This is a genomic window from Litorivivens sp. (assembly GCF_041624475.1).
GTDB lineage: Bacteria > Pseudomonadota > Gammaproteobacteria > Pseudomonadales > Spongiibacteraceae > Litorivivens.
Genome location: NZ_JBFJUX010000014.1, coordinates 67,303 through 88,312, shown reverse-complemented (window position 1 = coordinate 88,312; position 21,010 = coordinate 67,303). Strand labels below are relative to the sequence as shown.

21 protein-coding genes are annotated in these 21,010 nt (G+C 53.3%); 12 read left to right on the top strand and 9 right to left on the bottom strand.

Annotated elements, in window-relative coordinates:
• Positions 1 to 513 precede the first annotated feature (513 nt).
• Positions 514 to 2,040, top strand: coding sequence for an ATP-binding protein (locus ABY734_RS13870; RefSeq protein WP_372779894.1), 1,527 nt, complete (start codon positions 514 to 516; stop codon positions 2,038 to 2,040).
• Between the two features lie 88 nt (positions 2,041 to 2,128).
• Here the strand turns inward: ABY734_RS13870 and ABY734_RS13865 are convergent, their stop codons facing one another.
• The 3 genes from ABY734_RS13865 to ABY734_RS13855 form a co-directional block, all read right to left on the bottom strand.
• Positions 2,129 to 2,404 (bottom strand): HigA family addiction module antitoxin, encoded by a 276-nt coding sequence (locus ABY734_RS13865; RefSeq protein WP_372779893.1) that lies wholly within the window; start codon positions 2,402 to 2,404, stop codon positions 2,129 to 2,131.
• Positions 2,405 to 2,418: 14 nt separating this feature from the next.
• A complete protein-coding gene (locus ABY734_RS13860) occupies positions 2,419 to 2,697 on the bottom strand; it encodes a type II toxin-antitoxin system RelE/ParE family toxin (protein ID WP_372779892.1) in 279 nt (92 codons plus the stop codon).
• A 92-nt stretch (positions 2,698 to 2,789) separates the two neighbouring features.
• Entirely contained in the window at positions 2,790 to 3,923 is a 1,134-nt protein-coding gene (locus tag ABY734_RS13855; protein WP_372779891.1) for a mechanosensitive ion channel domain-containing protein, read from the bottom strand.
• A gap of 481 nt (positions 3,924 to 4,404) precedes the next feature.
• On the opposite strand from ABY734_RS13855, the gene ABY734_RS13850 reads away from it, so the two are divergent.
• Positions 4,405 to 4,824 (top strand): BLUF domain-containing protein, encoded by a 420-nt coding sequence (locus ABY734_RS13850; RefSeq protein ID WP_372779890.1) that lies wholly within the window; start codon positions 4,405 to 4,407, stop codon positions 4,822 to 4,824.
• 77 nt (positions 4,825 to 4,901) lie between these two features.
• Here the strand turns inward: ABY734_RS13850 and ABY734_RS13845 are convergent, their stop codons facing one another.
• On the bottom strand, positions 4,902 to 5,408 hold the full coding sequence (locus ABY734_RS13845) for a DedA family protein (RefSeq protein WP_372779889.1): 507 nt from the start codon (positions 5,406 to 5,408) through the stop codon (positions 4,902 to 4,904).
• A 183-nt stretch (positions 5,409 to 5,591) separates the two neighbouring features.
• Here ABY734_RS13845 and ABY734_RS13840 point away from each other — a divergent pair, with 183 nt between their 5' ends.
• Positions 5,592 to 6,035, top strand: a complete 444-nt coding sequence (locus tag ABY734_RS13840) for a YtoQ family protein (protein WP_372779888.1) — start codon at positions 5,592 to 5,594, stop codon at positions 6,033 to 6,035.
• Positions 6,036 to 6,043: 8 nt separating this feature from the next.
• Here the strand turns inward: ABY734_RS13840 and ABY734_RS13835 are convergent, their stop codons facing one another.
• Complete coding sequence (locus ABY734_RS13835; RefSeq protein ID WP_372779887.1) at positions 6,044 to 7,258, bottom strand: DUF2306 domain-containing protein; 1,215 nt, start codon at positions 7,256 to 7,258, stop codon at positions 6,044 to 6,046.
• Positions 7,259 to 7,310: 52 nt separating this feature from the next.
• Here ABY734_RS13835 and ABY734_RS13830 point away from each other — a divergent pair, with 52 nt between their 5' ends.
• From ABY734_RS13830 to mscL, 3 genes are all read left to right on the top strand, one after another.
• On the top strand, positions 7,311 to 7,889 hold the full coding sequence (locus ABY734_RS13830; protein ID WP_372779886.1) for a TetR/AcrR family transcriptional regulator: 579 nt from the start codon (positions 7,311 to 7,313) through the stop codon (positions 7,887 to 7,889).
• A gap of 150 nt (positions 7,890 to 8,039) precedes the next feature.
• Positions 8,040 to 9,350, top strand: coding sequence for an NAD(P)/FAD-dependent oxidoreductase (locus tag ABY734_RS13825; RefSeq protein WP_372779885.1), 1,311 nt, complete (start codon positions 8,040 to 8,042; stop codon positions 9,348 to 9,350).
• A 193-nt stretch (positions 9,351 to 9,543) separates the two neighbouring features.
• Positions 9,544 to 9,957, top strand: a complete 414-nt coding sequence (gene mscL, locus ABY734_RS13820; RefSeq protein WP_372779884.1) for a large conductance mechanosensitive channel protein MscL — start codon at positions 9,544 to 9,546, stop codon at positions 9,955 to 9,957.
• A gap of 36 nt (positions 9,958 to 9,993) precedes the next feature.
• Here the strand turns inward: mscL and ABY734_RS13815 are convergent, their stop codons facing one another.
• Entirely contained in the window at positions 9,994 to 10,266 is a 273-nt protein-coding gene (locus ABY734_RS13815; RefSeq protein ID WP_372779883.1) for a hypothetical protein, read from the bottom strand.
• Between the two features lie 525 nt (positions 10,267 to 10,791).
• Between ABY734_RS13815 and ABY734_RS13810 the strand changes: the two genes are divergently transcribed.
• Positions 10,792 to 11,703: a diguanylate cyclase domain-containing protein gene (locus ABY734_RS13810; RefSeq protein WP_372779882.1), complete on the top strand. Its 912-nt coding sequence runs from the start codon at positions 10,792 to 10,794 to the stop codon at positions 11,701 to 11,703.
• Between the two features lie 107 nt (positions 11,704 to 11,810).
• On the opposite strand, the gene ABY734_RS13805 is transcribed toward ABY734_RS13810, so the two are convergent.
• On the bottom strand, positions 11,811 to 13,928 hold the full coding sequence (locus tag ABY734_RS13805) for a TonB-dependent siderophore receptor (protein ID WP_372779881.1): 2,118 nt from the start codon (positions 13,926 to 13,928) through the stop codon (positions 11,811 to 11,813).
• A 245-nt stretch (positions 13,929 to 14,173) separates the two neighbouring features.
• Here ABY734_RS13805 and ABY734_RS13800 point away from each other — a divergent pair, with 245 nt between their 5' ends.
• The 3 genes from ABY734_RS13800 (at position 14,174) to ABY734_RS13790 (ending at position 16,055) form a co-directional block, all read left to right on the top strand.
• Positions 14,174 to 14,641, top strand: coding sequence for a nitroreductase/quinone reductase family protein (locus ABY734_RS13800; RefSeq protein ID WP_372779880.1), 468 nt, complete (start codon positions 14,174 to 14,176; stop codon positions 14,639 to 14,641).
• 121 nt (positions 14,642 to 14,762) lie between these two features.
• Positions 14,763 to 15,581, top strand: coding sequence for an SDR family NAD(P)-dependent oxidoreductase (locus ABY734_RS13795; protein ID WP_372779879.1), 819 nt, complete (start codon positions 14,763 to 14,765; stop codon positions 15,579 to 15,581).
• A 39-nt stretch (positions 15,582 to 15,620) separates the two neighbouring features.
• Positions 15,621 to 16,055, top strand: a complete 435-nt coding sequence (locus ABY734_RS13790) for a nuclear transport factor 2 family protein (RefSeq protein WP_372779878.1) — start codon at positions 15,621 to 15,623, stop codon at positions 16,053 to 16,055.
• A gap of 86 nt (positions 16,056 to 16,141) precedes the next feature.
• Here the strand turns inward: ABY734_RS13790 and ABY734_RS13785 are convergent, their stop codons facing one another.
• Positions 16,142 to 17,566, bottom strand: coding sequence for a phospholipase D-like domain-containing protein (locus ABY734_RS13785; RefSeq protein ID WP_372779877.1), 1,425 nt, complete (start codon positions 17,564 to 17,566; stop codon positions 16,142 to 16,144).
• Positions 17,567 to 17,935: 369 nt separating this feature from the next.
• Between ABY734_RS13785 and ABY734_RS13780 the strand changes: the two genes are divergently transcribed.
• The gene (locus ABY734_RS13780; RefSeq protein ID WP_372779876.1) at positions 17,936 to 19,186 is read left to right on the top strand and encodes a DUF2254 domain-containing protein; all 1,251 of its coding nucleotides are present in this window, start codon (positions 17,936 to 17,938) and stop codon (positions 19,184 to 19,186) included.
• A gap of 72 nt (positions 19,187 to 19,258) precedes the next feature.
• Entirely contained in the window at positions 19,259 to 20,167 is a 909-nt protein-coding gene (locus ABY734_RS13775; RefSeq protein ID WP_372779875.1) for a sterol desaturase family protein, read from the top strand.
• A gap of 64 nt (positions 20,168 to 20,231) precedes the next feature.
• Here ABY734_RS13775 and ABY734_RS13770 read toward each other — a convergent pair whose 3' ends face one another.
• The gene (locus ABY734_RS13770) at positions 20,232 to 20,966 is read right to left on the bottom strand and encodes an endonuclease/exonuclease/phosphatase family protein (protein ID WP_372779874.1); all 735 of its coding nucleotides are present in this window, start codon (positions 20,964 to 20,966) and stop codon (positions 20,232 to 20,234) included.
• Positions 20,967 to 21,010: the final 44 nt, after the last annotated feature.

Here is a 21,010-nt window from a genome sequence, read left to right as displayed (position 1 = left end):
CTGGAAAAATCGGCCATACAACTACAAACGGCTGCTATTTCCCTTTACCATGGCCAGCAACCGGCGATATTGGAGCTGAAGCCGCTTCAGAGGGCACTATTTTCCGGGTCTCGCCCGAAATAAGCGAACCGCCATCGCATTGATTTTAAAGGGAATATTATGACAAACGCTAAATTGATATCTTCTCTAACGCTCCAAATCTCCGAAAGCCCCATTCCTCGCGGGGTTAGATATCGTCTGTGGCCCTAATTGGGGAGATTTTCATTAGCGAGATACGGACGTGTCGTTGATGAGTGGTAAGAATCAGAAAGCCCCGTCCGAAAGGATGGGGCTTTTTTGTATCTGCGACAAAAACATGTCCAATACTAGACCAATAGCAAGATAGCAATGGGTAATACTTAGCCACCTTTGTTTCGCTCCGACCAAGATGACCAGACGTAGGCGGCACGCATAATTTTCTGCCAGGCAAAAAATCAGTCCGCTGCCGGCCCCCAAATTAAGGAAGATTTAAGAATGAAAATTGAAAAGCTCATTCTCTCGAACTTCAGATCATACAAAGACGAGATTTCTATTGATTTTGATGACCTGAGTGTATTTGTTGGAAGAAATGATATTGGCAAATCAACCATTCTTGAGGCTCTAGATATCTTCTTCAATGAAGGCAAGGGCATCATCAAATTGGACAAAGATGATATTAATAAGAAAGCTAAAGAAGAGGGAGAATCTGAGATAAAAATAGGCGTCGTTTTCGGAGATCTGCCAGCCGAACTGACCATCGATGCAACCAACCCTACTCGCTTAGAAGATGAATACCTACTAGATCAAGAAGGCAAGCTTACCATTATTAAGAAGTATCCAAACGCCGGAAAAGAAAAGGTTTTCGTAAAAGCTTACCATCCGACTAACCCTTCATGTTCAGAGCTTCTACTAAAAAAACAAGCAGATCTTAGGGGGCTTCTCACAGATGAAATGGTTTGCGGGGATAAAACCAAGAATTCTGAAGTCCGGAAGGCAATATGGGAATTTTACTCTGAAAACCTTGACTTGAAAGAGATTGAGATAGAACTTTCAAAAATTGACGCCAAGAACACATGGGATCAACTGAAAACATTCCTTCCTCTATACTCGCTTTTTCAGTCAGACCGAAAAAATAGTGATGGGGATAATGAAATCCAGAACCCAATGAAATTGGCAGTTCAAGAGATATTGAAAGATCAGGGACTCATGAATAGCTTGAATCAAGTGGCGGCCGAGGTGGAGAAAAAGCTAAAAGAGGTTGCAGATCAAACCTTGGAAAAGCTGAACGAAATGAATCCGGAGATAGCAAACAGCTTAAATCCTGTTATCCCTAGCCCAGATAGTTTGAAATGGGCTGATGTTTTCAAAAGCGTTTCAATTACTGGCGACGAAGACATACCAATCAATAAAAGAGGAAGCGGTGTTAAGCGGCTTGTACTCCTGAATTTCTTCCGTGCAGAGGCAGAAAGAAGAAAAGCTGAAAGCAATTCCCCTGACATAATCTATGCAATTGAAGAGCCGGAAACATCACAGCACCCTAGCCACCAGAGAAAGCTTATTGAAGCATTTATTGAGTTATCCAAGGCTGACAATACCCAGGTTTTATTGACTACTCACAGCCCCTCAATTGTAAAAATGCTGCAATTTGATCATCTAAAACTCATAAAAAGCGAGCAATCTAAAGAAGTTGTTTCTGTGGAGAAAAACGAGCTCCCATATCCATCGTTGAACGAAGTTAACTTTTTGGCTTTCGGCGAATCAAACGATGAATATCATAATGAGTTGTACGGATTTATTGAGAGCGAAGAACTACTGGCTGACTACAAAGACGGAAAAGAGACAATTGAGTATATACGGATTAAGAGAAACGGAGACTTAATATCAGAACAGAAAATACTCAGCGAGTACATTCGCCATCAGATTCATCATCCAGAAAACACTCATAATGCAAGATATACAGATGGGCAATTACAGGCGTCAATCAATGATATGAGGTGCTTTATCGAGAACCAGCAGTTGTGAGGGCAGAAAAAAGGGGACGGAGGGATTAAAACTTCGAGAAAAAGGGGACGGAGGGATTAAAAATTGATCTCTCGTCCCTACCTTTCAACTACGCAGCACTGCGCGCCTGGCGCAGCTGAAACAGATCATAGCTGGCCTGCATGGCCAACCAGAACTCGGCTTTACCTGCACCAATGAGTTCCAGCGCGAGCGCCATATCAGGTGTTAATGAGGCGCTGCCGTTAATCACACGGTTCAGGGTATTGCGATGGCAACCAATCTGCTCCGCTACGGTGGCAACGCTGTTTATCTTTTGCCCATCTTCATCTTCGATCAGACGCTGCCGGAGAATCCGTCCGGGATGGGAAGGCTTATGCATAGGCATGGCATTCTCTCCGCTTAATGATAGTCATCGTAGTCCAATAGATAAACATTTCCGTCCCGAAATTCGAAAAACAGCCGCCAATTCCCTGAGACCTTGATGGCATAATGGCCTTTCAACTTTCCTGTAAGCGGATGCAGCCCCCAATTACTCGCCGCGATATCATCCAGACAGGTGGCCGCATCCAGCACAGTCAAGCGATCGCGCAACCGCTCAATATGGTCGGCACGAATGCCTCTGGCGACTCCTCTTTCGAAGAAAGCTTTCAATCCCTTGTGCCTGATACTCTTGATCAATCAACCGACTCCTTAGTTGACAGCACACACTGTATCGTGTCGCGCGACATTGTGCAACAGTAGAATAACAGGCCTGCATAGCTCACCGCTCCCTAGGCTTTCTCGTCCTTCTTCTCTGATTCTCGCGCTTTCTGATCAAGCTCTTCCTGTTTTTTCTTGTTCTCGTCGCGCTTGTCTTCTTCCTTGTTGGCGATTCTGGCCTGCTCCAGTTCCTCGGTTAATTGTGCCAGTTCCGCCTTGACCGCATCCCGGTCGATATCTTCATCCGACTCGGAATCTGTATTGAGTTTGTCTTTGAGGTGCTTCATCTTTCGTTCGATCTTTTCGACCGCGCTGGCCAATTCCGCTTTGCTGAACAACACTTCCTCGGCATGACCGTCGCTGTGCTTCTCCCGGCGGAAGCGACCCTTGACCGGTATGACTTTGGTATCGCCCTCGACGCGACGCTGGTTCATAAAAGTCGGTGAGACGATTTCGATTTCGGCATCGTGCAGCGCATCGAGCATGCGACCGCGCAGCTTGGATCGGGCGCTGACCAGCATACCGGCCTCCTCTAGCCAGCCGCTGGCGCGGTAGGTGATGGAGAAGTCACCGAGCTCTCGAATCTGGACAAAACCGTCATCCAGCTCGGCGGCGGCAATCGCGGCCAACAGGGCCTCTTCCACATCCCGGCGATCGACCTCGTAGCCCAGGGAAACGTCGGCGGAGATGACGGTGCCGGAGGAGCGCACGACGTTATAGGGTTCTTGCACCAGCAACAGATTGGGAACCGTGACTAGCTCGCTGGTTTCGTTCTGGATCTCCACATGCAGCAGGCCACGCTGGGAGACCCGGCCGAGTTCCCCACGAAATTCCACGTAGTCTCCGGCCTGGAAGCTGTCCACGGTGCGCAGCATAAAGCCGGCCATCAGATTGCCCATCACCGAGGTGGAAGACAGGGCGATGGCAGCACTGGCCAGCAGACCAACAAGGGAAAACAACTGGCCGCGTAGCTCGTTGTTCATGGGGAGGGTGGCAATAAGCAGAACGACGCCGCAGAGACGGAAGATCAGCCGAGTACCCTGCTCCCGATAGCGGATATCCGCGCCGTGGTCTTTCTGGGCGCTGAAGACCTTGCGTATGACAAACCAGACAATGACCAGAAGCGCGAAGGCGATTGTTGCGGGCAGCCACTGCTCGAGCCAGCTCGGGGCCACTGCCTGCATGACTTCCAGGGTCTCGTCCATTGTTAAGCTCCATCTTAGAATACCTTTAGTCTAGTCGCTTGTGAGGCCGAGTGACACAACGAGACAAGGGGGCGGAGGGATTAAAATTTCGCCGTCATCGCGCACTCACCTGACTGAACACGGCTAGCTCAAGACACCACTTCCAGGTAACCAGCGCCCCAAGCCCTGCAACCCAAACGGAGCAGGCAAGCAGGTCGTACCCACATAGCGCGCCACCGGCAAGCCACCGGTGCCGGCCATAGCGGTACGATGCTCTGTGAATGCCTACAAGGTGTTGCTAGTGTGATCCTAATGCATGATCGATTTGGTACAACTTGAAAGTATCACCCCGCTGTATCTTACGTTCTTGCTTGCGAGGGTCTTACCGCCGGAAACTCGTCTATAATGAACTCACATACTGGCCGATGCGCTTACACTCGTGCTGGTTACACTACTGGCGCAGGACAAACCTTGCCGGCCATTTTAAAGAGGCTAGCTCACCATGTATGAATTGCTCTATACCAGCGTCAGCCCGAAAGGTCTGCCGGAGTCAGAGCTCGCCAGCATCCTGGAATTGGCTCGCATTAAGAATAAAAAGCTTGGTATAACGGGAATGCTGGTTTACCACGATCGCGAGATTATGCAGATTCTCGAGGGCGAGGAAGGCCCGGTCAAAGAATTGTTTAACGTTATTTCCCGTGACGAACGACACACCAGTGTGAAGATTTTCTATCAGGGTAACATTGAGCAAAGAGCATTTGCCGACTGGTCAATGGCTTTTAAGTTACTCGACGATAAGAGCATCGCTGAGATTACTGAGGGCTACGAAGATTATTCTCTGGGAATGTCGCCCATCAGCATGATAAAAGACAACCCCAATCACGGCAGAAAAGCATTCACCACAATACTCAAATCGCTATGAAAGCAAGGATGAGGTGACGAAGGGATTAAAAATGCGACGTCACCGCGCTCATAGCGCAATCACCCGACCCAAAATGACTAGCTCAGCACACCACTGATCCCGACAACCAGCGCCCCAAGCCCCGTGATCCAAATGGAGCAGGCGAGCAGGTCGTAGCGCACATAGCGCGACACCGGCAAGCCACTGATGCCGGTCATGAGCGGCACTACACTGCGCACCGCAGGAATCAACCTTCCCAGGATAATTGAGACCTCGCCGTGCCTGGTCAACATACGTTCGGTCTGCGCCAGCCGATTGGCATGGCGCCGTGCGAAACGAGTCTGGTGGAATGAAGGCCCGAGCCAACGGCCAAGAAAAAAGCCCATGTGATCTGCCAGCGCAGCGCCCAGGAACGCCAGTGGTAGCATCTGGTAGAGCGGCACGATGTTCTGCGAATACAACAGGGTGCACACACTGAGCAAGATGGCACCGGAGACAAACAGGCCAATACCTACGCTGGCCTCGAGGAAGGCAATGACCGGAACGATGAATACGGCGTATTCGCCATAGTTCTCTACCCACTCCAGAAAAATCTCGCCAATCACGTTCTATCCCGCCTGTACATGTTGGTCTGCCACATTAACACTATAGTTCTTTGCTTTGGCTCTACGCTGCAAAAAGGTGGCCGAGCGATTAAAATTAATGCACCAAGCTAATCCATTGGCAATTCGGGTACCATTTTCCTGAATAGCTAGAACGCAAGCCAACACAAAGGAGCCAACAGTACAGTGACACTAAAAGTTTACCTTTCCGGCGAAATCCACACGGACTGGCGCGATCAAATCATTGAAAGCTGCCGCGAACAGAACCTGAATATCGCTTTTAGCTCCGCCAATACCGACCACGAATCCAGCGACGCAGCGGGCGACGTACTCGGCCCCGAGGAAAAGGGTTTTTGGCGCGACCACAAATCGGCCAAGGTCAACGCGATCCGCACCAAAACCTTAATCGAACAGAGCGATGTGGCTATTATCCGTTTTGGTGACAAGTACAAGCAATGGAACGCCGCCTTCGATGCCGGATACTGCGCCGCTCTAGGAAAGCCCTATATCACCTTGCATGCCGAAGAGATTATTCACCCCCTCAAGGAAGTGGACGCCGCCGCTATGGCCTGGGCGACTACGACAGATCAGGTGATGGAGATACTGAAATACGTGGTCGGCAGCCATTAAACCCGGCATCAGCTGGCTGCGGAAACAATGAGGCCAGGTTTCTTTTTCATACCGGCAGCCACTCTACTGGGCTTATTCTGCCATCTCCGCCACAACACAAATCCGTAGCCGCTCGATATTGATACTGCGGGTCCCGTCAAGGTCATTGCGTAAAAGGCATGGGCGGGCGTGAAGAAAACCGCGTAACCGCCCCACAAAAGCAATCCAATCGGCAGACTTCCGAGTACTGCTACTGTGTGGATTCGCCACTCCTCCGCAGCCTGGAGGTCCCCCCGCCTGTAGGAAGTTAAAACCCGTGCAGCAAATATGGCCAGCACCAAGGTGGCGGTGACCGTTGCGGTGATCAGTATCCGGTCGACAGGGCCGATGTACAGAGTGTGCAGCTGGTAGAGCACTCCCCCAGATACAATCGCGACCAATCCGGCAGTCAATTCGAAGCCCAGCCCCGGCAGAAATAATGTTGGTTTACGGGCCGGGTTACCCGACGTTAGCGCTGTGGACATTCCCGCTACAGCCGCGCCGCCCGGCGCAAGAAAACCCAATATGATGCCCGCCGCCACATTGAGATATTCCTGCGTTACATCAGGCCATATCAAGCCGAGCCCAAGCCAGGCAACACGCAGCAGGGGAGCGGTAAGAAACAATGCAAACGCATAAATCATCAGACACTGATGCAATTGGATTTCACGCAACAGTATGGCGACAAACCCCATCCACAGGGCAACAAGCGTAAAAATCGTGAGCGCCCATAGCTGCGCATAGAACGCAGGCCCGCTGAAGGTTGCCTGCGCTCCAGTTTTCACGAGATAACACGCGGCGGCGACCATGGAAACGGTGCCCAAGGCTATGACACTTCGACCAACCCAGCGGTGAACCGCAGGGTAGTGTTGACGCAGTGGACGAACAAACTGGGAAGCGACCAACAAGAGCACCACACTGCCCAGAACCGTATGAATTAACATTGCCCAGCGACTCTCAGTATAGACGTCATGCTGTACCACTCGGACCGAGCCTGGCCCCAGCGCCTGCTGATTCCCCACCACCGACGCATACAGACGATCCCAGAGCTCGAGGCTCGGCACGTCAAAGAAACGCAGCATGTATTCAGCCGCCACTGGCGCATAAATCATGCAGACCAGAGCGAGAATAAGCCACCCTAAAAAGCCAACGATATTCCTATCCGACATGTAGACGCCCTCGATCAACTTGACAGTGTCAAGCAATCCTAAGACCTACAGCTTGACAATGTCAAGTTGGAGGTGCACGCTCCTTTTTATGGAAAAACGAATACCAGATGTCGCGGCGGCTCTGCTGGCCGCCGCCAAGGCTGAAGTTCTGGCCAAGGGGAGTGTTGATGTCAGTCTGCGAGCCATCGCTCGACGGGTTGGCGTTTCTCATCAGGCGCCGGGGCATTTCTTTGGCAACCGCTCTGGGCTACTCACCGCTCTGGCAGCCGCAGAAACAAAACGATTGGGAGAGCATCTGGAAAAGACTGAGAAGGCCAATGCCGCCCTACCCGCTCGCGAGCGGCTGTCGGCACTGGGCGTTGCCTACATTCAGTTTGCAACAGAACACCGGGAGCTGTTCAGGCTTGCCGCACGCGGCGAGTATATAGATCGGGAAAACGCCGATCTGACCCAGGCGCGGCTGGACACATGGGCGGTACTTGTTCGTGCAGTAGCGGACTCTCAATCTACCGGCTGGCGAAGTGACCAGTCTCTGGAAGACACCGCATTACTGTGCTGGACCGTTGTGCACGGCGCCGCTATCGCCTGGGCAGACGGGCTATTGGAGACGCAATTCCCGACCCTGTCGATTGAAGAAATTGCGATTAAAGTCACTGACGCACTGTAGAAAATCAATGGAGCCAGAGTGATGGCTTTCTACAAAGAGGCTCGCCTTACTACTAAAAAATGAGCATAGCGTCGTCAAACGACCACTCTCAGTATTTGCAAATCTGGCCTCAGATATATACTTTTGCCCTCTTTAACGCAGGCTGACCCAATGAAGATTGTAATTGTAGGCGGTGGCGCCGGCGGACTGGAACTGGCTACCCGTCTGGGCAACAAGCTGGGCCGCAAGGGCAAGGCTGAGGTGCTGCTGATTGATCGCAATCACACCCACATCTGGAAGCCATTGCTTCACGAAGTGGCTTCGGGCTCACTTGATGCCGATGTGGATGCAGTCACCTACCGGGTTCACGGCCACAAAAACGGTTTCGATTTCGAACTGGGTGCTTTGACTGGCGTAGACCGGGAACGCAAAACCATTCAGCTCTCTGCACTGATGGATGAAGATGGCCGCGAGGTGCTGCCGCCACGCGAGCGATCCTACGACACACTGGTTCTAGCGATCGGCTCGGTCTCCAACGACTTCAATGTATCCGGGGTGAGCAATCACTGCATATTTCTGGATTCTCCCCAACAGGCACACCGCTTTCATCGGCGCCTGGTCGACGGCTTTATCAGCCTGAACCAGGCGATCAGTAGCGGGAATACCGATCAGAAACTGCGCGTTGCTATCATCGGCGGCGGCGCCACCGGCGTGGAGCTTTCCGCTGAACTGTATAAAGCGCGGGAGTGGTTTGCTACCTACGGCCTGACGGCCATGACACCGGACCACCTCGACGTTACATTGATTGAGGCAGGGCCGCGCCTGCTGCCGGCACTGAGCGAACACATTTCAAAGGGCGCAGGTGAAGAGCTGGAGAAACTGGGCGTGCGGGTGATGGTGGATACGGCTGTCGTGTCCGCGAGCGCGGAAGGCCTGCAGACAAAAGATGGCGAAGCGATTGAAGCCGATCTGATGGTCTGGGCCGCCGGCGTGAAGGCGCCGGATTTTCTTCGCAATATTGAAGGGCTGGAAACCAACCGCATCAATCAGCTGATTGTGGAACCGACCTTGCAGGTAAAAGGCGACCCGGCGATTTTTGCCCTGGGCGACTGTGCCGGATTCCAGCTGGACGGCGCCGACGGCAAACAGCGCTGGGTGCCACCCCGGGCGCAATCGGCACACCAGATGGCAAGCACGGTGGCGCGCAATATTATTGCCTCAACACGCAACGCGGAGCTGGCTGAGTTCCGCTATCGCGATCTGGGTTCACTGGTATCACTGAGTGAATACACTGCCTTTGGGCGTCTGATGGGCGGCCTGGCCCGGGGCGGCATCAACCTCGAAGGCAAGCTCGCGCGACTGGCCTATGTGTCGCTCTACCGCATGCACCTTGCCGCGATCCACGGCTGGCCCCGGACGCTGTTGCTGGCATTAACCGAGCAAATAAACCACTTCGTGCGGCCTCGCTTCAAACTGCATTGATGCGAACACTACCTCCAAGATATTCCTCGAAACCAGACATCACTTCATGCGAAGGCGTCGTAGGCAACTGGAAAGACGTTAAAGAAACTCTGAAAGATAGTCGACCACAAGTCACTTAGGAATTGAAACTGCTCAGTTCAACTATACTGGTTACTCGATCTTATAATCGCCAAGCGCGCCGGAGGATGACCCAATGTTGGACGAATTCAAAAAATTCCTTATGAAAGGCAATATGATCGACATGGCGGTAGGCATTATTATTGGCGCTGCTTTTGGCACGGTGGTTAAATCGCTGGTCGCCGACGTTATTATGCCGCCTATCGGCATGTTATTGGGCGGTATCGACTTTTCGGGCTTGTTCATCGCGCTTAACGGCGAGTCCTACTCCACACTCGCAGCCGCACAGGCGGCAGGCGCACCAACTATCAACTACGGCATGTTTATAAATAATTGTGTCACTCTGCTGATAGTGGGTTTTGCGGTGTTTTTGCTGGTCAAGGCGGTAAACAACCTGAAAGATAAAGAAGAACCTGCTCCGGAAGCACCCAAGACTCCAGAAGAAATTTTGCTTTTGCGAGAAATTCGGGACGCGCTTGCCAAGCCTTGAATCACAACAGCCATAAAAGGCCGATAGTATTTGTTTTTAACTGAGGCACATTTTTTTCGACGCAAGTGACGCTACCATGGAACTGAAGTAATCCGCATGAGACTCCAATGCAATATCAGGCAGCTCTCCTGCATGCCGAGCCACGATATCGCGGCGGATTTCTTCCCTATCGATCAACCCAGGCGCACGCCTTATGCATAGGCGCACAAAATTGAAAAAGTTTTCTTTATCCTGCTGAGATTGCGTGTACCAGCTCTTCGAAGTGATCCATTGCTCATAGGAGGATGCAACGCTCTGTGGGATAGTCATGTCGACCACCCTCCGATTGACCCAAACGATCGCAGCCTATTATTGATTGCAATACGCCGTCATACGTAGTTTCCGAAGCTCTGCGCCAGACGAATTCACTGCATTCGCACCCGCCCCCTCGGGAACACCCGAGAAAGAACAATGTTTTCGGACACTTGCATCAGTTGTTAAAGCACCCAAGGAGAGCATAGTGCTTGTACGCCTTTTGCCCCCACAGAGCGAAAGACTAAGTAACAAGATTACGCCTGAATGAAATATGGAAAATTGACAGCCCGCGGCTATATTCATTTAATAGCAGGCGACATTTAACTTTTCTCGCCGGCTTAATATTGGCTGCCGTCTCGGGCCGGACTACCTTGCTCTCGCCGGAAACACCAAGCTGATCGAGCGTAAAGAGCCATCAATTTTAGAAGGGTCTCGGCACACTTACCGGGCCATCCTTTGGCAACGCGGAGATTCCTCATCAATACTGAAACCAACCCTCCCGAGGGTAAAAAGCAGGAGCCTGACTCACAGGGCAGTTCGATGGAGCCTGGTCATGGCTTTTTCAATAAAGTCTTGGACTCCGTTCAGACAAACATTGCGGTGACCGACGAATCCGGCCTGATCGTATACACCAACAACGCATGGCTTCGCTTCGGCAGAGAGAACGCTGCGTCCTCAAAGCTTGCCCACATCAACACGAACTATTTCTCTGTCTGCGAACAAGCTGCCGCTAGTGGCGATGCATTCGGCAAGCAAGCACTCGATGCTATCGAGCGGGTTCTCTGCGAACACGATTCCGTTGCCTATATGGAATATCCCTGCGACAGCCCGACCGAGAAACGCTGGTTTACTCTGCGAATTACTCGCTTTTTCCATGACGGCAAAAAATATCTTGTCATGGCTCATCAGGATATTACGCGGCGCAAGCTTGCTGAAATTCGCGCTGTGGAGCTCTCGTATCGAGACAGTCTGACCGGACTCTATAATCGCCGGTATTTTGACCAACATCTAGAGACTCTCTGGGAAGACCATCTGGCATCGGGTCAACCACTGGCGGTTGCCTTGTTGGACATCGATTACTTTAAATTGCTAAACGACAGTTACGGCCATGCAAGGGGCGACGAGTGTCTCGCTCAGGTAGGCAGCATGATAAAAGATTTTGCGAAGCGCTATGGGGCTCTAGCTGCTCGATATGGGGGCGAAGAATTTGGATTCATTTTCTCTCATTCTGATTTAGACGTCGCGCTAGCAGCGATGGAAGATTTTTCCGAGCAACTAAGTAAGGCGCGTATTGAACACCGGCATTCGCCGAATGGGAAATATCTGACGGCCAGCACAGGGATAGCCAGCCAGATTCCAGAAGAAGGTGAATCGGCCAAAAATTTATTCATACAGGCCGACTCAAACCTCTATAAAGCCAAGAAAAAGGGCCGAGATCGCACTGAGGTATAGGGATCAGAGTGATCGGCCCCTGCTGTCTTGGCCAATTCTATTGCTAGGTCTGCAGCAGCTATAGCACTCTCACCAGAACACCAAGCACTCTGACCCCATGGATGTCGTTAGAAGCGATAAGCGGCACGGCCTACTATCTGGCGGGCCTCGCCGGGGAAGCAGTCACCCCGAGCCAGGCAGGTGCTGTAGTATTCCTTGTCGGTCAGATTGCGCATGGTCAGCGTGAGATCCCAGCTGGGGAACTGGTATCCGAGCATTGCGTCGTAAATCATGTAGCTGTCAGTTTTTACCTGCACATTCGCCGCTGCGCTATTGCTCTCGTTCTCACCCACATAGCGAATACCGAAACCGGATTTAAAACCTCTCAGCGGGCCGGCTTTCGGACGGTAAGCAATCCAGGTAGACACCTGCTCCTCGGCAATACTGTCGAAGGCAAAACCATCCGGGTTTTTGGTGTTCATCTTCGTGATATTCACCTCGAAACTGAAGTCGCCGTATTCGGTATAGGCTTCCAGCTCAACACCGTCCGAGGTACCCTTGCCTTCCTGCTGACTGGCCGCATTGGGCAGCGACGCCGGGTTGGAGAGGTTGTTTTCCTCCAGATCAAAGTAGGCAAACGTGATATAAGTCGGCGCTCCCTCGGGCTGGTATTTAAGCCCAATTTCCTTCAACTCGCCTTCGCGAGGTTCCAGCGCGTCACCTGTGAGTGCGTCGGTGCCAATCACCGGGTTGAAAGATTCCGCATAACTGACGTAGGGCGAAATACCGTTGTCAAAGGCATACAGCACACCAACGCTGGTGGATAGCGCGTAATCCTTTTGTTTTTCCGTACCGTCGGGGCCGGAGCGGGTTTCGTCGTAACGCAGTCCCAGGTTCACCTTGAGCCGGTCGATGGAAATCTGATCGCTGACATAAATCCCGTGATCCTCTGTCAGCGCCGCCGGGACATTGGAGGTCGGCTCGCCGGATACAAAGGCGGCGGGAATCGGGCCATTCACGCGGTCGTATACGTTGAAGCTGTCAGCGCCGTAGACGTAGGTAATGTCGTTGTCCGTCACCACGTCCTGGTAGGCCAGGCCACCGACAATCTCGTGGGTCAGAGGCCCGGTGTCGACACGCCAGCGCAGGCGCAGATCGACCGCCCACTGCCGACTGCTGGCATCGGACAGATAGTATGTGCGGCTGGCATCACCATTGGCCGCGATGCGCGGGGTGCCGGCACCATTGAAGTTGACCCAGGCCTGGCGGTAATCCACTTCTGCATCCTTGTAGCGCATCACTCCTTCCACTTCCAGGTTGTCGGACAGGCGGTGACTGGCCAGCAGGCTCGCCAGCGTGGATTTGGAATCGTAACGGTTGAAGTCCGGGTGGCCCATATAGGCCGACGCAGACAACTCACCCTGCGCACCGGCGTTATCGCAAAAGCTGGCCGGTGAAATGCTGACCTGGCTGCTCAGGCAGCCAGTGGCGTTGATGGGCAGGAACTGACCAGCAGTATCACTCTCCCGATCCATGTATTCGACAAACGCCGTGATGCTGCTGCGCTCTTTCTGAAAGGTGATGGAAGGCATTAGGCCAACCGCGTCGTCCTCGACCTGATCGACCTGAGTATCACTGTCGCGGTACAGGCCGACCACCCGGCCATAGAAGTTTCCTCCCAGTGCTGAATTGAGATCGAAACTCAGCTGCTGACGTGACTCGGACCCCACATCCAACACCACTTCGTTTTCCTGGCCTTCGCGCGCCAGCTTGGAAATGGCATTGACGATACCGCCCGGCGTGCCCTTGCCGTAGAGCACGGACGCTGGCCCCTTCAATACTTCCACCTGCTCCAGAAAATACACATCGGAGCGGGTGTTGTTGTAAAAGCCGAACAGAACCTGCTGACCATCGCGATACTCCGCTGCATCGAACCCCCGCACTTTGGCAAAGTCGCCGCGTGTGGAAAAGCCAAAGGAATCGCCAATCACACCGGCGGTATAGTTCAGGGTGTCATCCAGTGACAGAGCGCCCAGATCCCGGAACAGTTGCTCTTCAATCACGCTGATCGAGCGCGCCGTCTCAATAATGGGAATGGCAGATTTGGTGGCCCCGTAGCGGCTCAGTTGCCCGGTGACCATCACTTCCTCAATAGCGTTACTCTGCTGGTCTTGTGCGAATACCGCTGTTGGCATGGCCACGCAAGATAGCGCGATCATTGCCGCAGCAAGTCGTTTACATTTCATAGGTAAATCCCGAGAAGCAATTTTCCGCGAATGTTAATGCTAATCATTCTTATTTGCAATAACGTCGGTAAGGCATTGCCTCCAGATGCCCCGAGGCAATGTACCGCCCTGCCTGGGAGAGCCTGTCATCGCGCGGACTGCAACGCGATCCATGGATGGCGAGCGAGCTATTTGTCTGTCTCGGGGCATCTACCCGATATATGCTATCGCCCTAATCGAAAAGTACATCGAGCGAATACAAACCCATGGCTAATAAATATTCCGACACCGCCATCAAGATGAATTTTCTGGTCAAGCCGCTGCTGCGTTCGCCGCTGCACTGGTTGTTGAGTTCCAGTGTGGCACTGATGCGGTTTAAGGGTCGCAAATCCGGCAAGGAGTTTGAAACTCCCGTTGGCTTCACCCGATTCGGCAAGGAGTTTCTGATCTGCCTCACCGAAACCCGCAACCGCCAGTGGTGGCGCAATTACCGCGAACCCTGGCCGATGAGTCTCAAGCACAAAACCCGATGGCTTGAGGGCGAGGCGCGCTGGCTGGAACCGGGCAGCGCGGAGTATCGGGATAATTTTGAGCGGGTATTCAGGCGAGTGAGTTTTGCGCCCAAAATCTACAAGATCTACGACTTTGATCCCGAGCAGGGTCTCACAGACGCCCAACTGCAGATTTTGCTGGATAACGGGTCAGGCATAGTGCGGTTCCAGTCCAGAAGCTGAGAGGTCCAGAGCTCAAGACTCTGGCCCCATTGATCTAACGTTGTTGTAATCGGCGCCTGCGGCATTCCTGATACGGTAGTGACCCGGACAACTAATTGCGCAGACATCGAGAACAGAGAACATGACAGACAAGCAAAGCATCGCACTGATTACGGGCGCCGGGCGCGGGCTGGGCCGCGCCGTCGCCGACAATCTTTTGCAGCAGGGTTATACCGTGGTGGCGACTGATTACAGTCCCGCGCTGCTGGAGGGTTACGCGGGTATCGAAAATGTCGTCACCAGGGTCATGGACGTTACCAGTACAGAGTCTGTCAGCGCCGTGGCAAATTATCTGCAAAATACCTTCGGGCGTCTGGATGTGTTGATTAACAATGCGGGCGTTATTGACTACGGCCCGGTGACCGAACGCGATCCGGAGGATACGATTCGGCTGTTTCAGGTAAATACGTTTGGCAGCCTCAGGGTGGTACACGCCTGTCTGGATTTGCTAGAGAAGGCCAAAGGTCGCGTAGTGTGTATTACCAGTGAATCTTACCGACTGCGACCGCCCTTTCAGGCCTATCAGCCGAGCAAGCTGGCACTGGAAGGGCTTGCCGATGTCATGCGACGCGAATTGGCTCATCTGGATATTCACGTGGCCACAGTGCGGCCCGGCGCGATCAAAACTGAGCTTTTCGAGTCGATGAATCACATCAAAAACCCGGTGCCCGAGGGAAAACTCGCAGCACCCTTCAAGCGTTTTACCGACATGCTGCTTAAAAGTCCGCCTACCCGGGTATCAACACCGGAGCAGGTAGCGGCAGTGGTTATACGCGCTGCCCGCGAGAAAAAGCCGCGCCCACACTATGAAATCAATAATATGCTGTCGATGAAAATCGCCAATCTGCTGCCCAAGCGCTGGGTGGATGCTCTACTGCATCGCACATTGCGGAAGAGTTAAACGCGCTAAACTTACCTGAACAAGAAACGAGGCCCGCTGGTGGACCATTCAAACATTGCTGACGATCGCGCCATTATGAATACGCTTGCGGCCTTCCCTCGGGTGGTGGACGGAAAACACTGGGAGCGCATCGGCGACGTCTTTGCAGACGATATCACCTTTGACTACGGCGACGGCGGCGAGAAGAAAGGGCTCGACGCCCTGTTGGAGCAATTCAAGAAGTTTCACGATCGCTGCAGCGCCATGCAACATCTTCTCGGCAGTATTCAGCTCGAGATAGACGGTGACCGCGCCATCAGCCGCGCCTATGTGCAGGCAAGGCATCAAGGTAAAGGTGACAAAAGCAGCGCGATTTTCGATACTCACGGGGAATACGTCGATCAGTGGCAGCGACGTCCGGAAGGTTGGCGCATCGTCCGCCGTGATGCCTCCTGGTCATTGTTTGCCGGCGACCCGTCGGTGCTATTTGACTGAGCCCGTTTTAAGCAAGTATTGCGCGTAGTACTTTCTGCAATAGGAGTGCAAACCGTTCGATTAATGTCGCGCCCGCACCAATGTCCTCACAGGTAGCTGGAAAACAACCAGAATACTGCATCGCGAATGCGAATTGGCAGGGGGCGATTGTCGAGTTCCTCCATGGTAATCCGCCGGCTGTGCGCCACGGCCTCTTCGATGTGGGCTTCCACTGTCCGGGCGAGATCATCATTGAACATCTCCACACCCAACTCGAAGTTGAGCCGCAGACTGCGCGGATCAATATTGGCTGATCCCCCCATAACATAGCAGCCATCGATGGCCAGCAGTTTGCTGTGGGCAAAAGGCGCCGGCTGGGCATAGACCTCAACATTCCACAATACCAGCTCCCACAGCATGTTGCGGGTTGCCCAGTCGACAAAGGGCAGATTGCTGCGTTCGGGTATCACAATCTGAACACGCACACCGCGCAGACTGGCTGACTGAATCGCCGCGACCAACTCCCTGGCCGGCAAAAAGTAGGGTGTCATGATCATCAGGGAATGCCGGGCAGCCGTGATGACACCGAGCAGCGTCATTGCCAGGGCGTCGAGATTTTCATCGGGACCATCATCAATCACGCGACAGCCAACGTCGCCAGCACAATCCTGTACTGAAGGCATCGGCAGATCATCCAGCGTTTGACGGGTTGCCATCCACCAGTCTCGGGCAAACACCTGCTGCAAACTCAGGACCACCGGACCACTTGCTGAAAAATGCACATCTCTGGTTGGATGCCGGTTGTCCGCTGCCCTGACCATATGACGCGGATCAATATTGATGCCACCAAAAAAAGCCACGCGGCCGTCTACCACACTAATCTTGCGGTGGTTTCGCAGATTGAGCCCAAACGAGGGCGGGAACAGAGACAGCGGCATAAACTCAGCCAATTCAACACCGGCCTTGCGCAATTTCGGTACGGCCATTCTGCCACTGTAAAACACACCTGCGCCGTCAATCAGAACCCGCACAGTCACACCGCGCGACACTGCATCCCCAAGTGCCTGAATTACCTCGCCAGCAATACCCTTGCGCGAAAACAGATAGCTGGAAATCAGGACGCTCTCATTGGCCCCGGCAATGGCGTCAAGCAGACGCGGAAAAAAACCCTCGCCATTGATCAGCACCTCAATACGGTTACCGCTGGCAAGATTCTGACGGGTAACTTTCCTGCCTACCTGCATGATGGCGGGAAGCGTAGCTTCGTCAACGAAAGGTGAATCCAGCACAGGGCGTTCACCGCGTTTGTAACCAAAATGGAAGTAAGGCAGATAGTGCCCTGAAAAACGCCGCGCCGCTGATCGAACCCGATTAATGCCGAAGAGGAAATAGATAAGTGGACCGGCTATGGGGAAGACGATAATTACCCCGATCCAGCCCAATGCGGCCCGGTGGTCTCGCTTGTACACCAAGGCGTGCACCAGCGCTATCGTCATGATGACGACATGAACCGAGATCAAAAACCAGTGCATAGCCGCTCCACAGTCACTGCATGACTCCAACCCTAGAGGATTTTGCAGGCAAATCAACGCAAAGTGTGTGATCCGACCAAGAATGACACTTTTCGTTGATGTCCCTACGCTGTATTTGCCTCCCGGTTTTTCAGCTCCGGTAGTGATGGGAGATTGCTATATACCCAAGAGACGCTTACTGGGCTAGTTAGCGAAATCTCTCTTGCATAATGGGAATATCGCCACTCCCCAGATAGACAGGTACCATAGGCAGAATCGACGACAAAAGATAAGCCGCAAGGGATCGCTGGCAGACGCTGTTGCTGGATGCTCCGCGTTACATAAGAAAAAAGCGATACTCTTGCTCTAACTAATACAAAGGGGAAGCCAGTGAAAATTATATCGGCAGACCGGTTACGCTTTCTGGTTAGCCGGCTTAGAGACAGGCTCTGGCTGAAGCCATTGGTGGTTTGTATCTTGTCGATTGCCGGCGCGTTTATCGCCAAGCTCGCCGACCGCAGCGATCTGGGGGCCTTTGTTCCGTCCATTTCGATAGATTCTGTTGAGACCGCCCTCTCGATCATGGCAGCTAGCATGCTGGTCATCGCCACCTTTTCGGTGTCGTCGATGGTGTCCGCCTATGCCTCAGCCAGCAGCACAGCAACGCCGCGTTCATTTTCGCTGGTCGTAGCTGACGACGCCTCGCAGAACGCACTGTCTACCTTCGTTGGCGCTTTTATCTACAGCATTGTGGCGCTGACGGCAGTCAAAAATGACTACTACGAGACTGCGGGGATTTTCTTGCTGTTCGTTCTGACCGGCGTGGTTTTCGCCATCGTTATTTTTACCTTTGTGCGCTGGGTCGATCGCATCGCCAGGCTCGGCAGACTCGGCTCCACAATAGAAAAGGTCGAACAGGCCACAGAAGACGCAATTCGGCGGCGCCGGCTTTTACCCTATCTCGGCGGCGCAGAACTGCTGACCACACCCAGTGGCCGCGCGATCTATGCCGCCGGCGTGGGTTATGTGCAACATATCGATATGGCGGCCCTGCAACAGTGGGCAGAAGATGCGCAGGCTAATATTCAGGTGGTCGCGCTGCCCGGCACACTCGCGGCGCCGGGCCGACCACTGGCTTATGTCAGCACCCAGTCTGACGCCAAGCTGGAAACGCTCAGCAAAGCATTCCAGATCGGCAGTACACGGCTGTTTGACGATGACCCCAGATTTGGACTGGTGGTGTTATCAGAGATTGCTTCAAGGGCGCTTTCCGAGGCCATTAATGATCCCGGCACCGCGATTGGCATCGTCAGCACACTCACTCGCCTGTTTACGCAGTGGTGCGACCCCTTAGCCGAAGAGCAGGTGCCGACCATGAAATATGAGCGCGTGGAAGTCCCCAGCCTGTCAATAAACGACATGTTCGACGACGCGTTTACGGCCATAGCCCGCGACGGCGCGGGTACCGTTGAAGTCGCGGTCAGGCTGCAGAAGGCACTGGCTGCACTGGGCTCGCTAAACAACGCAGATGTGCAGGCGGCAGCGGCCTACCACAGCCAGTTGGCACTGAAGCGGGCGCGCATAGCGATGGATATCGACGAGGACTTTCAGGCGATGCAGAGCGCGGCGACTCAATCCTGACCGTCAGGTAGCCAGCCGCCGTTCGCAGCGCCATAATAGCCTTGGTTGGGATGGATTGAGCGAGAGAAGTCGATGAGAGCAACAGATGTCATTTCGTGGCTTGTGTTTCCAGTAGCCGTTGCCGCCGTCCTGGGCGGCGCGGTGTGGGCCATTGATTCCGGGCATCCCGCCAGCCTGATCGCCGGCATAGGCACCTTTGCCAGCCTCGTGCTGGTGGTGGTTCTTGAACGGCTGCTCCCATACCGTGCCGAGTGGAATCAGTCGCAAGGCGATCTCACCGCCGATCTGTTGTATTTACCCAGCTACTTTGGCATTAACGCCCTGGTGCAACCGCTGGTCAGTGCCGGCATTGTGTTTGGCGGCGCCATGCTGTCGGAGTCAGTGGGCGCAGGCCTATGGCCCTCAGACTGGCCATTGCTCGGTCAATTTCTGCTGGCCTGCCTTGTCGTGGAGTTCTTTGATTACTGGCCCCACCGCTGGATGCACGAGGTTCCCTTTTTGTGGCGGTTTCATGCCATCCATCACAACCCCAAACGACTGTACTGGCTTAATGCAACACGCGCGCATTTTGGCGAAGTAGTGTTCCGCGGTGTGTTTAACGCCATTCCGCTGGCCTTGGCCGGTGCCGGTGCGGAAGTGCTGGTTCTTATCGGACTGGCAAATTCACTGCTCGGCCTGTTCCAGCACGCGAATATCAATTTCAAACTCGGCCCTCTGAGCTGGATATTCAGCGTTGGCGAAATGCATCGCTGGCACCATTCGGTAAAAGTGTCTGAGGCAAATCACAATTACGGCAGCAACTTTCTGTTCTGGGATGTGGTATTTGGCACTCGCTACCGCGATGCGGAAAGGTCAGGGCCGGAGCAGCTGGGTATTGAGCATGACGACATTCCAGACAGCTGGTGGTCTCAGCTAGCAGTACCTTTCAAGAAGAAGCCTTGGCGCGAAGACGCCGCAACGGTCGAAGCAGTCGATAGCTAGGCAGTATCCTTCAGCGTCGCGCAACTGTAGTGGGTTTTTCCAGCAACACCCCATATTACGTGCTTTAACGACGACGCAGCTCGGATACGATGGCACAGTGATCAGAGACTTGCTTCCAGGGCTTGCCTGACAGTACCTGGCTCGTCATCACCTCAAAGCCGCGTTGATAAATCCGATCCATTGCCAGAACCGGTGCCAGCGCGGGAAAGGTTCTGGCCAGTTTTCCTCGCACCTTCAGTTCGCTTTCTACCAGGCCCAGACGGCCCTCAATTTGAGCATGGGCCTTTCCTCTCCAGTCATTGAAATCGCCCGCCAGAATCAGCGCCTCGTCTCGTGGGATTTCCTCCTCGATATAGTCAATTAGTCGGCGCACTTGCTGCTGTCGCTCCTTTTCGAACAGGCCTAGATGCACACAGAGGAGATGTATACCTTCCTCAGTCTTACCGTGGAGAATGCCGCGCTGGGAAAAGGAATAGACACTGAGATCGATATTTCTGAAATCTTTAAAAGGAATTTCGCTCAGAATGGCATTGCCGTGGTGGCCGTGTTCATAAATGGCGTTTTTGCCATAGGCAAAATGTTCCCAGACTGAGTCCGCCAGATATTCGAGCTGGTTGCTGTCGGGCCAGTCGGCGACCTTTTGTCGTCTCTTCTCATTTTCGCCAACCACTTCCTGCAGAAAAACCACATTGGCTTCACTTGCGCGCAGGCAATCGCGTATACCCTCCAGAGTAAAGGTCCGATTACCGGCAGAGAAGCCCTTATGGATATTCAGCGTCAGAATACGATAGCTCGACATGACAACAGCATGGCTATGACTCACCTCAAGATCAATAGCATTGC

Bases quoted from the DNA above. Each gene is read 5' to 3' on its own strand.
- ABY734_RS13775 (WP_372779875.1), top strand. From the start codon at position 19,259: ATGAGAGCAACAGATGTCATTTCGTGGCTTGTGTTTCCAGTAGCCGTT.
- ABY734_RS13850 (WP_372779890.1), top strand. From the start codon at position 4,405: ATGTATGAATTGCTCTATACCAGCGTCAGCCCGAAAGGTCTGCCGGAG.
- ABY734_RS13870 (WP_372779894.1), top strand. From the start codon at position 514: ATGAAAATTGAAAAGCTCATTCTCTCGAACTTCAGATCATACAAAGAC.
- ABY734_RS13830 (WP_372779886.1), top strand. From the start codon at position 7,311: ATGGAAAAACGAATACCAGATGTCGCGGCGGCTCTGCTGGCCGCCGCC.
- ABY734_RS13865 (WP_372779893.1), bottom strand. From the start codon at position 2,404: ATGCCTATGCATAAGCCTTCCCATCCCGGACGGATTCTCCGGCAGCGT.
- ABY734_RS13855 (WP_372779891.1), bottom strand. From the start codon at position 3,923: ATGGACGAGACCCTGGAAGTCATGCAGGCAGTGGCCCCGAGCTGGCTC.
- ABY734_RS13805 (WP_372779881.1), bottom strand. From the start codon at position 13,928: ATGAAATGTAAACGACTTGCTGCGGCAATGATCGCGCTATCTTGCGTG.
- mscL (WP_372779884.1), top strand. From the start codon at position 9,544: ATGTTGGACGAATTCAAAAAATTCCTTATGAAAGGCAATATGATCGAC.
- ABY734_RS13810 (WP_372779882.1), top strand. From the start codon at position 10,792: ATGGAGCCTGGTCATGGCTTTTTCAATAAAGTCTTGGACTCCGTTCAG.
- ABY734_RS13800 (WP_372779880.1), top strand. From the start codon at position 14,174: ATGGCTAATAAATATTCCGACACCGCCATCAAGATGAATTTTCTGGTC.
- ABY734_RS13815 (WP_372779883.1), bottom strand. From the start codon at position 10,266: ATGACTATCCCACAGAGCGTTGCATCCTCCTATGAGCAATGGATCACT.
- ABY734_RS13825 (WP_372779885.1), top strand. From the start codon at position 8,040: ATGAAGATTGTAATTGTAGGCGGTGGCGCCGGCGGACTGGAACTGGCT.
- ABY734_RS13785 (WP_372779877.1), bottom strand. From the start codon at position 17,566: ATGCACTGGTTTTTGATCTCGGTTCATGTCGTCATCATGACGATAGCG.
- ABY734_RS13795 (WP_372779879.1), top strand. From the start codon at position 14,763: ATGACAGACAAGCAAAGCATCGCACTGATTACGGGCGCCGGGCGCGGG.
- ABY734_RS13770 (WP_372779874.1), bottom strand. From the start codon at position 20,966: ATGTCGAGCTATCGTATTCTGACGCTGAATATCCATAAGGGCTTCTCT.